Origin of the sequence: Butyricimonas sp. RTP31003st1_G1_RTP31003_210430 (assembly GCF_040920905.1) — a bacterium.
GTDB classification, from domain to species: domain Bacteria; phylum Bacteroidota; class Bacteroidia; order Bacteroidales; family Marinifilaceae; genus Butyricimonas; species Butyricimonas paravirosa.
Map to the genome: position 1 here is coordinate 1 of NZ_JBCOSQ010000006.1, position 15132 is coordinate 15132.

General features: G+C 44.0%; 10 protein-coding genes. 3 read left to right on the top strand and 7 right to left on the bottom strand.

What is annotated here, in order from left to right; genetic code table 11:
* The 3 genes from AB5542_RS03030 to AB5542_RS03040 form a co-directional block, all read right to left on the bottom strand.
* Positions 1-1020 (bottom strand): MutS-related protein (locus tag AB5542_RS03030; RefSeq protein ID WP_368242978.1); only part of this gene is annotated, 1020 nt, incomplete at its 3' end.
* A 164-nt stretch (positions 1021-1184) separates the two neighbouring features.
* Positions 1185-3488 carry a Gldg family protein gene (locus tag AB5542_RS03035; RefSeq protein ID WP_087419377.1) on the bottom strand — a complete coding sequence of 768 codons (2304 nt, stop codon included), beginning with the start codon at positions 3486-3488 and terminating at the stop codon, positions 1185-1187.
* An 11-nt stretch (positions 3489-3499) separates the two neighbouring features.
* Positions 3500-4426 carry an ABC transporter ATP-binding protein gene (locus AB5542_RS03040; protein WP_087419776.1) on the bottom strand — a complete coding sequence of 309 codons (927 nt, stop codon included), beginning with the start codon at positions 4424-4426 and terminating at the stop codon, positions 3500-3502.
* A gap of 463 nt (positions 4427-4889) precedes the next feature.
* Here AB5542_RS03040 and AB5542_RS03045 point away from each other — a divergent pair, with 463 nt between their 5' ends.
* Positions 4890-6149, top strand: a complete 1260-nt coding sequence (locus tag AB5542_RS03045; protein WP_279038696.1) for a M23 family metallopeptidase — start codon at positions 4890-4892, stop codon at positions 6147-6149.
* Positions 6150-6282: 133 nt separating this feature from the next.
* Here the strand turns inward: AB5542_RS03045 and AB5542_RS03050 are convergent, their stop codons facing one another.
* Positions 6283-8409, bottom strand: a complete 2127-nt coding sequence (locus AB5542_RS03050) for a toxin-antitoxin system YwqK family antitoxin (protein ID WP_279038695.1) — start codon at positions 8407-8409, stop codon at positions 6283-6285.
* Positions 8410-8578: 169 nt separating this feature from the next.
* Between AB5542_RS03050 and AB5542_RS03055 the strand changes: the two genes are divergently transcribed.
* Together AB5542_RS03055 and AB5542_RS03060 are read left to right on the top strand one after the other, a co-directional pair.
* Positions 8579-9118 (top strand): chromate transporter, encoded by a 540-nt coding sequence (locus AB5542_RS03055; protein WP_087419374.1) that lies wholly within the window; start codon positions 8579-8581, stop codon positions 9116-9118.
* 56 nt (positions 9119-9174) lie between these two features.
* Positions 9175-9711, top strand: a complete 537-nt coding sequence (locus tag AB5542_RS03060) for a chromate transporter (RefSeq protein ID WP_027200879.1) — start codon at positions 9175-9177, stop codon at positions 9709-9711.
* Between the two features lie 95 nt (positions 9712-9806).
* Here the strand turns inward: AB5542_RS03060 and trxA are convergent, their stop codons facing one another.
* The 3 genes from trxA to AB5542_RS03075 all read right to left on the bottom strand — a co-directional run.
* Positions 9807-10121 (bottom strand): thioredoxin, encoded by a 315-nt coding sequence (gene trxA / locus AB5542_RS03065; protein WP_027200880.1) that lies wholly within the window; start codon positions 10119-10121, stop codon positions 9807-9809.
* A gap of 87 nt (positions 10122-10208) precedes the next feature.
* Positions 10209-13874 carry a DNA polymerase III subunit alpha gene (gene dnaE, locus AB5542_RS03070; protein WP_279038694.1) on the bottom strand — a complete coding sequence of 1222 codons (3666 nt, stop codon included), beginning with the start codon at positions 13872-13874 and terminating at the stop codon, positions 10209-10211.
* Positions 13875-13970: 96 nt separating this feature from the next.
* The coding region (locus AB5542_RS03075) for an acyloxyacyl hydrolase (protein ID WP_368242979.1) at positions 13971-15132 on the bottom strand (1162 nt) is incomplete at its 5' end.

Consider the following 15132-nt stretch of genomic DNA (forward strand, 5'->3'; position numbering starts at 1 on the left):
GTGTTGCGTTTGCCGAACTTGTTGTGCCACCTTCTTCACCCGCAAAACCTCGGCATAAAAATGGCTATATCCCATACTTAAGTTATCCGGTAAGTTAATCGTCGTGAACATCCCGTTTTGAACTGAAAATTCCATTTCCTTCGCGGGGACAGGGAATCCCACGTGAGCCAAGAAAACCGTGATGCCAAAACTCTTCATGAAAGTCGACTTCCCGGCCATGTTCGCTCCCGTCAAGAAAATCACGTTACTATTCTCGTCCACCGTGATCGTGTTACCGACAGGGTTCGTGAGGAAAGGATGAAACGCCCCTTTCATAACCAACGTGTTCTTGTCATTCGGGTGAGCTTTCGCGAAAACAAAACCACGTTCTTTCGCCACGTTGGCCACCGCCATGTAAACATCCAGCAAGTAAACGTAATACAAAATTTTCATCAGCTTATCCCGTTCCTCGAAACGCAACACCCGGTCGTAAACTACCGCCTGCTCGTAACCCAGTTTCTTCTTTCCCTTCTCGGAAACATACCAGGACCACTTCTCGTTACCCAGTAACCCCCGTAAACTAGCCGTCAACTCCGCAATGGTCTTGTTACCGGCATCCGCCTTCGAATTCTTCAAGAAGGCATCCAGCGTGTTCAACAACTCTATACAACAAACAATCCCGTTGTGGATTTGGGTATACTCTGTATCCGTCCCAACGAGATTCTTGAATTTCCGTCCTAACGTGTTATCCTGCGTCATCAACTGTGTACGCCTGTCCGTGTTACCCAAGTAGAATTCCATCGTGTCAAAAATCTCTCCACGGAACGGGAATTCGGCCTCGATATCACGATAATAACGAATCACGTCACTTCTTTCGTTTATCTGGTCTGCATCCGATAGGGGATACAAGAACATCTCTTCAAGAATTTTCGCACCTCCTCGTGTACGGGTTCGGTTGAAAATATCATAAACAGATTTCGTCCGGTTATTACCGAAAATGGCCAGATCGTCCAACGTCTGTTTGTCTATTTTAAAGCTCATCCTATATGAATTAAAAATTGAAATTGAAAATTAAAAATGCACATCCTTACAAATATACATATTTTAATTCTCTTAACTCTCTAAATTATAGAATCTTTTTTAATACCATTACAATTTATGATCGGGTGATTTTGCGATCACCCGATCATAAACTTCAGTATCTTTTATCTTCCTTTTCTACGAATCCACAAGAAGATACCTATTCCCGCTAACAATAGAGGCAATATGATCATGAACGACCATTTAATCACCTTACTTCCGGTTTTTTCCACGTACACCTTATTATCCGGAAGTGCAGGACGTCTCACATCAATAGGCACTTCGTTATCCGACATCCAGAAGAAACTTCCGGTAATTAACGAGAAGTTTGCAGTCCGGACTCCTGGAACTCTTCGTCCGAATTCCCCGTTGCTGATACAATCCGCATCACCGGTCAAAATAATTTTCTGTTCCTTATTACCCACTTTTCTGGACAACGCAACCACGGTATTATAGATCTTCTCGACCTCACCGATAGCCGGGTTCAGACGCACGGTATCATCAATAAAATCTGTCGTTTCCAATTCATTCCAAACACCGATCGTGTCAGTTTTGAACATATTCGTCACCGTGTAACCCTTATCGGCAATTTGCTCCAATCCGGCGGTACTAGGTGTCGTGATAACCATACGACGACTACGCATTGCCCCAAAATCATAAGCAATACTATCAGCCTCTTTCGTCGGGTAGGAAAGAATCACGTCAGCTTGCAGGTTCGTGTCTCTCTTTACCAGCACACCTGTTGTCATCTCGTAACCGAACTTGGCAAACAAATTATTCATCACGTCTCTACGTTTTGGTTCTCCCAAGATGAACAAATTACCTCCCCGATCAATATACTGTTGTAAATTAGCCTCCTGCTCCGGAGTAAACCACTCCCGCATATCAGAAATCACGATAATATTAATATCCTCAGGCACTTGCTGATCCATCGTAACTTTTGCGACATCAAACCCTTGATTTTCCAAAGCGTAACGGAAACCCTTATCATTAGCAAACGCACTATAATCACGGTCTTTACCACCAGAATAACTACGTTCTCCGTGGCCTTCCACGAATCCGACCTTCGGGAGATCCATCACCATCCGTTTGAAAGCGGCTGAAATCTCTTTTTCACTCGGGAAACGTTGCATATCATTGTATATTCTCAACCATGCTTTTTCACCATTTTCACGAACAATCTGACGCACGAACGTGTTATTTTCTCCCGACAAATCAATAATTTTTCGAATTTCCTCCGGAGCCATAAACTTGTTGGAATCCAAACCGTAGATCTTACAAACCTCCACCATTTTCTCGCGAAGTGTTGCGTTCGGGAATCTTCTGTCCAGCATGGGGTTCGCCGTGGTATCATAATAGTACACGTATTTCAACTTCATATCCGGTTTGAAACGTAAATATTGCTCGAAACGCTCCATATCCGGTTTCAGGAAATAAGGAGCAGCATACCAAGATGCACCCGGATCAAGAGCATTAATGTAAGTAGTTATTGTCATACCACCATCCAACTTCGCCACGATATCCTGGCTATTCGGGGTCAACGTGTTCATTTTCGTTGACGTCGCATCATGGTAAAGTTTCATCTGCGGAAGTGCAGACAAATATCCCAAGAAACAAGCTAAGAAAATAACACCGATATTTCTTCCTAAAGTAATCACGAAGCGAATTTTCTGACGAACCGAGTTCAAACGAATAATCGTTAATGCCAAGAAAAGGCAAACCACGATAACGAAATAAAGAACATCCTCGCTACAAATCAAACCGGCAATAAACTTTCCGCTTCGCCCGGGCATGGACAACCAGTAAGTCACGTCACGAATAAAATCGTAATCCTGCCACCATCCACCAATCATGCTTAATACCATTAACACGGCAAACGTACCGATAGCTGCCACGATTTGATAAGAAGTCAGACTGGACATGAAAATACCGATAGCCGCGTAAGCACAGATCAACAAGTATAATCCCAACAACCCCGTTAAAACCATGGATAATTCAAAATCCTTAACGACTGCCCAGCTACAAAGCGTGATCAAGAATAAAATACCAATCATGATAAGACCGTAAATCATCATGGAGAAGAATTTTCCCACGATAATCTGGGTATTCGTAATCGGAGAAGAATACAACAAACGAATAGACCCGCTACTCAACTCCTTACTTACCAAACTCATGGTCAACAGAGGAATATAGAAATACAGGTAATTCTGCATCGTGGTGAAAACTCCCCCCCATCTGCTGGCAAAGATACTAATCGTGGAACCTTGAATATCATATCCCATTTCTTGAGAACTCACAAGCCCGGCCAATTGGTCGGCAAAAAGCATTCCCGATTGTACTCCAAATACGACTAAAATTAGCCACGCCACAGGAGAATAGAACAACATCTGCAATTCCGTCCTCGCTATATTATATATCATTTTAAACATAACCCGATTTTTTAATGTGCTTTCTTAGATAATTCTGCGAATATATTATCGAGGGAACTCTTCTCCACCCGAACCTCAGACAAACGCCAATCGTTAGCGGCGCTTAGTTTCACGATCTGGTCAATAACCTCCTGTGCTTCTGTGAAACGAATACGGAAATTCCGGTTTCCTAACTCTTCCACACCAAGAACGCCCTCGATCTTTGCCAACTCGTCGGCAACGGGGGGATCTATCATTGAAACATAGAGAGAATTCGGGATAATATAATTATCAAATTCATCCACCGTTCCCATAAACACGAGCTTACCTTCCTCGATCATCAAAATATGATCACAAACGGCTTGAACCTCAGTCAAAATATGAGTGGAAAGAATCACTGTACGATCCTTGGCAATATCACGGATCAAGTGACGGATCTCCATAATCTGGTTCGGGTCCAACCCGTTTGTCGGCTCGTCAAAGATAACCAGATCAGGTTTATGAACGATAGCCTGTGCGATACCAACCCGTTGCTGATAACCACCGGATAAATTCTTGATCAAACGTTTACGGAAATGAGTTATACCACATTTTGCCAGCACCTCATCCACCGCCGGGATAATATCCTTATCAGCTACCCAACGCAATCTTGCACAATGAATCAAATACTCTTCCACCGTCAAATCACCATACAAAGGTGGTTTCTGCGGTAAAAAACCGATATGACGTTTCGCATCAACCGGTCTCTTACGGGCATCAATGCCCTTGATAAAAACCTGCCCTTCGGTTTGCTTGATAACTCCACTAATAATATTCATCGTGGTTGACTTTCCGGCCCCGTTAGACCCTAGCAACCCGTATATCCCCCTCCGGGGAATCTCGAAACTAATGTCTCTTACGGCCCATTGAATGCTGTAACGATGTGACAAATGTTCGACTTTTACAATTGGCTCTTCCATAAACTTGTTATTAAAATTAATATTGTCTACAACAACAGGTATAAACTTTATAAAAAGACGTTCCAAAAACAATTTAGTGTTATTCAAAAATCAACTTTATGAAATCTTTAAGATATTCAAATTCATCAACAAGTTGTTTTACATCAAATTACATTAATCACCATTTTGTATTTTCAGAAGAAAATAACATTTTCAACTTTTACATCATCACTTCAAAAACAAATACACACCAAAAAATCAGGAACATTTTTTTATATTGTGTTTTGTCAAAAATAGTAAAATCCTAATAGGAGTAATATTAAAAAAATGACTTTAACTTTTTATTAATAACAACATTAAGAATCTTTTCACACATTGAAAATCATGTGGATAAAAAAACATTCCTTCCTTATTGCAGTTTCAAGAGGAATCCCCTAACTTGCATCCCGGATTTTGAGTGAACATTAGGAATCAAACGGAAAAGATGAAAAAAACGAAATGGATTTGGATTTGGGCTGCCATAGGGCTTGTATTAGGTATTATTATTTTTTGGCCCAGCAACAGAGGAAACAAGGAGGCGATATTAGAAGCCAGTGCGGTAGAGGAAGTTGTTGACACGACCGAACAACAACAAATTCATTACAAATACGGTATCCCTGATGAAAACTTTATTATAGAAGAGGGTACCGTGGGGAAAAATGAGAATCTCTCTCTAATCCTTTCCAAATACAAGGTATCACCAGCCAAGATCCATGAAATCTCCCAACGCTGTAAGGATGTCTTTGACGTACGAAGTATCAGAAGAGGTCAAAACTACACTCTTTTCTTGGCACAAGACAGTCTTCGCACCCCGGAATTTTTCATTTACGAAAAAAATGCCTTGGAATACGTCGTCATAGATTTCAAGGAAACCGCAGATGTTTACGTGGGTAAAAAAGACATCGTGACCAAAGAAAAGACAGCTAATATAATTATAAACTCCAATCTATGGAATGCCATGGTTGATGCCCAGACAGACCCCATGCTCGCTGTCACGCTATCCGATATCTACGCGTGGAGCATCGACTTCTACGGCATAGCCAAAGGTGATTCCGTACGTGTCCTTTACGAACAATCATACGTGGAAGACAAACCTTTGCAGGACTTCAACGTGAAAGCTGCCATTTTCACCAATTCCGGTAAAGACTTCTATGCCATTCCTTTTGAACAAAACGAAAAATTGGCCTATTTTGATGAAGAAGGAAACAGCCTGCAAAAAACCTTTTTAAAAGCTCCCTTAAAATACTCCCGTATTTCTTCGGGATTCTCCAATAACCGGTTCCATCCGGTACTAAAAAGATACAGGGCACATCATGGCGTAGACTATGCAGCCCCGACAGGCACAGAAGTACATACCATCGGGGACGGCGTTGTCGTGAAAAAGGCCTTTCAAGCCAACGGTGGTGGAAACTACGTAACCATCAAACACAACAGCGTCTATACCACAACCTACATGCACCTTTCCAAATTTGCCAAAGGCATCCAACCGGGCAAACGGGTGAAACAAGGTGATGTTATCGGCTATGTCGGTAGTACAGGATTGGCAACAGGCCCTCATTTGGATTTCCGGGTATATAAAAATGGAACTCCCATCAATCCGTTAAAAATGAGTTCACCTCCCAAAGAACCGATCTCACCGGAAAATATGCCTCGTTTCATTCAAACGAGAGACTCGCTCGTGAAGATCTTAAAACAAGCCCTATAATTCTAGATTTTAAATTTTAGATTTTAAATTGAGGAACTCACTAAATTTATGATTCCATAGTTCAGTGACCTCACCTACGATTTCTTAACCACGAAATCATTAAATTTTTCAATCTAAAATTTAAAATCTAAAATTAATAAAGTTTTTCCCCCGTTACTTTATAATACCGCCATTTTCCGGCCTGTCGCCCGTTCTTGTAACGTCCTTCACAGAACAAATGCCCGGTATTATAATAAAACTTTGCCGTGCCGTGTCGTACACCTTTCCGATATACGATCTCCGTACGAAGTGTCCCGTCCGGAAAAAACTCCTTATAGCCCGCAATCACCCCGTTCTTATAAGTCACCTGAGCCAACAAATCCCCGTTCTCGTAAAAAAACGGAGCAACCCCGTCTATCTTTCCGTCGCCATACGGAAATTGTCCGAGTAACTTTCCCGCGACATTAAACACGCACCACACGCCATCCGGCTCTCCATCCTTCAGAGCCCCTTTGAAAATGGCCTGTTCTGACTTGTACTCGTAATACTCTTGATTACTCACCGCAATACTATCGGGAATCACGGGATAATAAAAACCTGCCTCGATCTTGTTTACCTGATTCTCAAATTGACGATTTAACTCTCGCATTTTGTACTCCTCGGGAGCCTTATCATTATAATTCGCTATAATCTGAGTCTCAAAAATTCCTCCCTCCTTGGATAACGAGAAACCGATCGTTTCAAAACTCAGAAATGCCCCTCTGTTCTTCTCCAGACTCTCTTGGGAACCCGTCTTGAAAGAATCATATAAATACTCGTATGTATTGGGCGTCTGCACGTAACCGAACACGTTCTTCCGACTTCCCAACTGCCCTTTTAAACGCGTATGCTTCTCGTCATTCTCCAATGTGTTTCCCAGCACGTACTCTTTAATCATCTCGGCGAGTGTGGCAGGAGAATTACTAAAAACGACATAATCACCCAAAAATGTATAATAAGGGCGTTCAAACCGTTCGAACATCCCCCCGAAGAAAAGCTGGAAAAAACCTTTTAATCGGAAATAATGAATCGTGTGACCGTTAAACTCCATCGCTCTCTCCCGGATAGGAGTCTTCCATTGAATCTGTTCGGCCAGATAAGCCATTTGATCCTTGGCCAGATGAATCTCTTTTGCTCGTATCGCCAGCACGATATGGTCCGCCTTCTGATCGTTCTCCAAACGGGGCTTGATAATTGCCACCTCCCCACCAATCCAAGATGTAAACACCTCCAACACGTCCATATTCAGAAATTTATTCAACCGATCCAGTGATTTCTTCATTTCCGTGTAAGATTGCAGGCTATTCACCTTGTAATTCTCCAACAGCAAATTTTCCGCATCCTTGAAAGAAGGAAAACAAAAAGAAACATAAGCTGCCGTATTCTCACCCGCGATCGTCTCCAGGTTAGAAGAACCTCCTTCCAAGAAACTAACTACATCCAACAAAGAATACTTATTAGGATCGGGTCTCGTTTCCCCGACAAAACGAAGAGATTTGTCATTCAACTGCATCATTAAACGGGTATTTTTCAACAATGAAAATTCATCTGCCACCGCCGATGCCTCCATGACCGAAGTAACCCATTTTCCCAACTGCCGATGATCAAGATCAAGCATTATATCCCCTGAAACCACCACTTCCTGCACCTCCTTCTTCGTCATACACCGAGCCAGAGAACGAGCCACCAGAGCATGAGACGATGAACCGATCAGCAGATTATCCTTAATCGTGAAAAAGAATCGCCAGTCAGCCCAGCGAATCTCCCGGATCTCCCCGTTCGGGTCCTTGATCGTCTTTATTTTTATCTCGTCATCCTGCACCAATTTCAGCAGTAACGTTTCAAACACCTGAATCACGTTCAATTTCCCCAAATCACAAACGTACAGGAAATCGTATTTGTTCAACCCCACCTGATGACATGAAATTGTTACTGGACGATCAGTTAATATCCTTTTTAATTTAGGATAGGTATTCGCCAAGGAATCCACGTATTGCAAATTCGAATGATACTCTTCGAAATAGGGATAATTTTTCAACGATTTCCAGATAAAATTCCGGTGCAACCGTTCATGCACGCTATTTACAGACACAATATTCACCTTAAAGACCGCATCCACGGGTACCGCCTGCAAAGTATCAAACCTCCCCACCTTTCGGAAAATCCCGAACCACACGATCAGGCCGACTACCACAAACAGGCCCAAAACAACAATTATCTTTCTTTTCGTACTTTTTTTCATACATGAATCATCAAGTTCGTATATTCTTCACCAGAGCCTGTACAAAGGCCTGAACTCTCATCCCAAAAATCAACAAGGTTTTAACGCATCTGCACTGTTTTCAACACTACAATATTAAGAATTTTAGTCGGGAAATCGTATCTTTGCCACTGATATATAACGCAAAATTATGGCTTCATACTGGCAAATATTTATCTCGTTTTTCAAGATCGGTTCTTTCACGCTAGGAGGTGGTTACGCGATGATACCACTCATCCAGCAAGAAGTCGTGGATAAAAAAGGTTGGCTAAAAGAGAGCGAATTCGTGGAGATGATGGCAATAGCCCAATCCGCCCCCGGACCGATTGCACTGAACACGGCCATTTTCGTGGGTTACAAGGCACGAGGAATTAAAGGGGTCATTTTTTCCAGCCTCGGAACCATCCTCCCCTCTTTCATCGTAATCCTGTTAATCGCCATCATTTTCACAGATTTCAAAAACAACCCCGGAGTAGAACGAGTATTCAAAGGCATCCGCCCGGCAGTCGTGGCCCTCATCGCTGCTCCTTTATACAAAATGGGTAAGTCGGCAGGAGTCACCCGTAAAACCATCATTTTCCCGGTCATTGCCGCCCTACTCGTCTGGTTACTCAACCTCTCGCCGATATATATCATCATCGCCGCCATCCTAGGTGGCCTCCTTTACGGTAAAATCACCCACAAACTCTAAAAATGTCATGAAACAAAGTCCGTTTTTCAATTTCCAATTCTCAATTTTCAATTAACATGTCAGAACTCGATCTCTATATCAGCCTCTTTATCACCTTCTTCAAAATCGGCCTATTCGGTTTTGGGGGCGGTTACGCCATGCTCTCGTTAATACAACATGATGTCGTGGAAACCCACAACTGGATCAGCGTGGCCGACTTCACGGACATTGTGGCTATTTCACAAAGCACGCCCGGCCCTATTGCCTTCAACACCGCCACTTACATCGGCTACACGGCAACAGGCAGCATCTGGGGATCAGCCATCTGCACGATAGCCGTCAGTCTTCCCTCCCTGATCATCATGATCACGATCTCCAAGTTCTTTTTCATGTTCCGGGACAACAAATACGTGGAAATGGCCATGCAAGGTTTAAAAATCACTGTTTTAGGACTTATCGGGGCAGCAGCGTTGTTATTGATGAACAAACAAAACTTCGTGGACTACAAAAGCTATATTATCTTCGCCATAGCCTTCATTGCCACCTTCAAATTCAAAATGGACCCGATTCTGATGATCATAGCGGCAGGAGTGGCCGGATATCTTCTCTATTAGGTCGTCGCTTACGGCAACCGTTATAAGTTGAGATTACGGCTCTGCAAGTTACAGGGAATACAAACAAAAAAACCGCCGATCGGCGGTTTTATATTTTAAAGCAGTGCATTGATTTTAGAAACCAAAGTCGTCTTAGGTACTGCACCTACTTGTTTGTCAGCAACCTCGCCATTCTTAAAGAAAAGAATTGTCGGGATGTTACGAATACCATACTTAGCGGCAGCAGAACCTTCATCCACGTTCACTTTAGCAACCACTAACTTACCTTCGAACTCTTTAGAGATCTCTTCCACGATGGGTAACATCATTTTACATGGTCCACACCATTCTGCCCAGAAATCTACAAGAACAGGAACTTCTGCTTTTAGCACAACTTCCTCGAAATTTGAATCATTAACTGCAATAGCCATACTTCTATCTTTAAAGTTTATAATAATATTCATGCTAAAAGCGTTGGATAAAGTTCCGCCATGATCCAACGCTTTGACATGGCGAAATTAATTAATTTTCATTTTAATAGCATCATTATTTTCAAAATATTCATATAATTCTCTCGAACGCCCTATCTTACAAGTTCTTGAAAACATCTTTACCCGGTGTCCCGTCCCGTCATACAAAATAAAATTCAACGGGAGATCACCCTTCTCGTTCACGAACTGGTTATGTATCTCTAATACAAGCTCGTGTGTCAGCTTTTCCACGTCTACCTGCAACGTGATCGAGCGAATCAGGTTCTCGCTGATAACGCTTAGCAAATCCATGCTCTGCACGTTAAAAGTCAGCTCTCCGGCCCCTCCCCACTTCTTTTCCTGCACTCTACCCTTGATGTAGATCGACGTCTCCAGAATAAAATAATTCCGGAACTTGATATAGTCCTCCCCGAAGAAAGGCAACTCGTAAGAACCCGTGAAATCCTCGATCGTCAAAATACCAAAATCATTCCCTTTCTTCGTTTTTCCCTCTCGCATGGCAACAATAATTCCCGCGATCGTCACGTCCCGGTCTTTGTAAGAACTCAAATCACTGCTCAGACTCTCCAAAGGAGTACAAATCGCCTTGATCTCTAGTTTATACGAATCCAACGGATGAGAAGTTAGGTATATACCGATCAATTCCTTCTCTTTACGTGCCTTCTCCACGTCCGTCCAAGGTTCACACAAAGGAATAGTAGGCTTTTTCACGTCATATTCATCCATCCCCCCGAACAGCGTCGCCTGCATCATCAAACTATCTTGTTGCTTTTTCTGCCCGTAATTCACCAGATTTTCAAGAAATGTCGTGTGGCCGTCAGGCATATAGAAATACTGCGCCCGATCCAATCCGAAACTATCTAACCCTCCCGCGATAATCAGATTTTCCAATGTCTTCTTGTTCACCGTCTTGTAATCCAAACGCTCGAAGAAATCGAAAAGATCCTTGTACCCTCCGTTAGCATTTCGTTCCCGGATAATCGAATGCACGGCAGCCTCTCCAACCCCCTTGATTCCGGCCATCCCGAAACGAATATCCCCCTTATGATTCACCGTGAAATCATCATCCGACTCGTTCACATCCGGAGCCAGCACGCTCAATCCCATTCGTTTACACTCGTCCATAAAAACCGTAACCTTCTCAATCTGTGATAAGTTACAACTCAAGTTGGCCGCCATAAACTCGGCAGGATAATGAGCTTTCAAAAATCCCGTCTGGTAAGCAATATAAGCGTAGCAAACCGAATGTGATTTATTGAACGCGTACGATGCAAACGCCTCCCAGTCACCCCAAATCTTATCAACCAACGGGTTGACCTCCTTTCCCATCTCCTTGCATCCTTTCACGAACTCCTCGTTTTTATTACACCCCTCGATGAACTGCGTCTTCAACTGGTTCATCGTGTCAATCTGTTTCTTACCCATTGCCTTACGAAGAGTATCCGACATACCCCGGGTAAAATTACCCAATGCACGGGACTGTAACATCACCTGCTCTTGGTAAACGGTAATACCATACGTGTCCTTCAAGTAAGGCTCCATCATCGGGTGATCGTACTCGATAGGAGCCTCCCCGTGCTTACGCTTGATAAAATCCGGGATATACTCCATAGGCCCGGGACGATACAAGGCATTCATGGCCACCAAATCCTCAAAACGGTTCGGCTTCAACGCCCTCAAATGCTTTTTCATTCCCGGCGACTCAAACTGGAACAGACCGGTAGTCTCCCCTCTTGAAAACAATTCGAATGTCTCTTTATCCTCTAACGAAATCGCATCCACATCCAGCGTCTTATGGCAGGATTTCTTTATATTATCCAAACAGGTTTTTATAATCGAAAGCGTCCTCAATCCCAAAAAGTCCATCTTGATCAACCCGATCGGTTCCACGAAGTGACCGTCATATTGAGTCGTCATCAAACTTTCCCCTTCTGTCGGCATAATCGGGATATGTTCCGTCAACGGGTCACGACTGATCAAAATACCACAAGCGTGTACTCCCGTCTGCCGCACGGAACCTTCCAAAATTTCCGCCAAATGGAGCGTTTTTGCAACCAGAGGGTTCGAAGACTCCCGTTCTTTTTCCAAATCGGGATTCTCCTTGTAAGCCTTCTTCAACGTGATTTTCGGGGTCTCCGGCACCATCTTTGCCAACCGGTTTGCCTCCGACAAATCCAACTTCAGCACCCGTGCCACGTCCTTAATCGCCATCTTGGCAGCCATACTACCGAAAGTCACGATGTGCGACACCTTATCCGCCCCGTATTTCTGTGTAACCCACTCCAACACCCGCTGACGCCCGTCATCATCAAAGTCAACGTCAATATCCGGCAGTGAGATACGATCAGGATTCAAAAAACGCTCGAACAGCAAATCATACTTCACCGGGTCAATATTCGTGATGCCCAGACTATACGCCACGGCACTTCCCGCAGCAGAACCACGCCCCGGTCCCACGATCACCCCCATATCACGAGCCGCTTGGATAAAATCCTGCACGATCAAGAAGTACCCCGGGAACCCCATCGTCTTCATGATATGCAACTCGAAAATCAAACGCTCCATAATATCCGGTGGAATATTCTCACCATATCGCCGCACGGCTCCTTTCATCGCCAACTCCTTCAAATAATCCGCCTCCAACTTGATACGGTAAAGTCGATCATATCCCCCCAACTTCTTCACTTTCTTTTGGGCATCCTCCTCGCTCATAACGACCTCACCTTTCTCGTTACGGGTAAACTCGTTGAACAAATCCTCTTCCGTGTATTTCTTCCGGTACTCTTCCTCCGTACCGATCTCCGGCGGGATCGGGAAAACCGGCATCAACGGATCAGAATCCAGTTTATAATCTTCAACTTTATCAACAATCTCCTGCGTATTCTCGATTACCTGCGGAATATCCTTGAACAACTCTTCCATCTCGGCCGTTGTCTTGAACCACTCCTGCCGCGTGTACCGCATCCGGTTAGGATCATCCAAATCCTTACGAGTATTCAGACAGATCAACAGGTCATGCGCCTCCGCATCCTCCGCGTTCAAGAAATGCACGTCGTTCGTGGCAATCACCTTGATCCCTAACTTCTCACCCATACGCAGAATCTCCGCATTACATCTCACTTGGTTATCGTAAACCTCCGCTCTCTCTTTAGCCGATTCTGCCGGATGCCTCATCACCTCCAGGTAATAATCCTCCCCCACTAAATTCTTGTACCACAAGGCAGCCGCCTCTGCCCCCTCAATATCCCCGGCCATAATCTTCTGGCAAATCTCACCTCCCAAACAAGCCGACGAAATAATCAACCCCTCGTGATGCTTCTCCAACAAAGCCTTATCAATACGCGGACGATAATAATACCCGTCCACGAACGCCGCCGAACAAAGCTTGATCAAATTCAAATACCCTTTCAGATTCTTGGCCAGGATTATCAAATGCTCTCCCGAACGGTCCACCGGTTTCTCCTTGTTATACAAAGACACCCGGGCCACGTAGGCCTCTACCCCCAAAATAGGTTTTATCCCCTTTTTGCGACAAGTATCGTAGAATAATTTTATCCCGAACATATTCCCGTGATCCGTCAACGAAATTGCCTTCATCCCGTCGGCAATCGCCTTCTCCACCAAACCGGGCACACTCGCCGCCCCGTCGAGAATAGAATACTGAGAATGTACATGAAAATGCGTAAATGCCATATATACACTTAATTAAATATTAACACACCCCTAAAAGGCATATCACAAATTTAGCCAAAAATCCCGACACTACCACCCCGTATAATACAAACAATTCTAAAAAGCGGTATATTTCCCGTTAAACCGGAAACCAATCCCCAGCATCAAGAAATTAGGTTCGTTGAAATTTTGTAGACGATACCCCACGTGCAAAAACACGGCACGGGACAAGGCTATTTTCAACGTCAACAATTGGTAGAACATATTCAGATCATTCTTCCCGATCACGTTCGCCCCGATCCCGACTCCTACGACAAAAAAAGGCATCACGTACTCCGCCCGCCCGGAAAGTCCCAAAGCAAACTGATCACCCAGAGGAGGGCGGACAATGTCCGACTTATCCACACTCCCGTACACGTTCCCATCCGTGTATAAATTGGCTCCCCCGTCAAACGTCCCATCCAGAGACACGCCTAACCGGAGTTTATAATTCAAATTATACATCGGGGTAAAATTAAACCCGAACACGGGGTAAGCCTCAGGAGAAGGGGAAAACCCGTCGGAAGTCTTCACCAACCGATCATGCCACGAGCCGAAAAAAACAAAATCATACGTGAAATGCCGTCGAAAAGGTTGTGTGGTCAAAGCTACTTTCCTCTCCAACGCCTTCAAATCATCCTTCCGGTAAAAATTACACTCTAACCCGATATTTCCCCCGATCGTGTTCAACCCGGCATTAGGAATCTTCGTGTTCCCGTTGGAAAAATGCGATACCGTCAACCCCGAAAGCAGGCTAACCCTCGGGGACAACCTCCAGCGCAAATAAAAATTAGCATTAATATAAGCGTTCACCTTCGAACCGATCATCGTATTGTACGAATTATAATACGAGTCATAAGGTTTCCACCCCGCGGACAACCCAAAATTCCACTCGTAATGTAAAGACAACCAGGGAGCCAAACTAGAGATACGAGCCCCTTGGAACAAATAAAATGCAACCGGGTTTCCCAACTGACGGGATTCCCCGAAATTATAAAATCCGAGTCCTATCCCTTGATAAACATCTCCATAGATTCGCTCATCAACACTCCCCGGGCGATAACGGAACAAATATTTCACATGTGTGGAAAAAGCACCCCGGATAATTCTCCCCTCGGCATTCGCCCCTTTCAAAAAAGAACTTGTCGGGAAAATATACTCCGGACGTCCCTCCACCCGCAAACCATGCACGAACTTACGTGGTGACACGTTCACCAGACTATCGTTCCCCTGTCCTGCC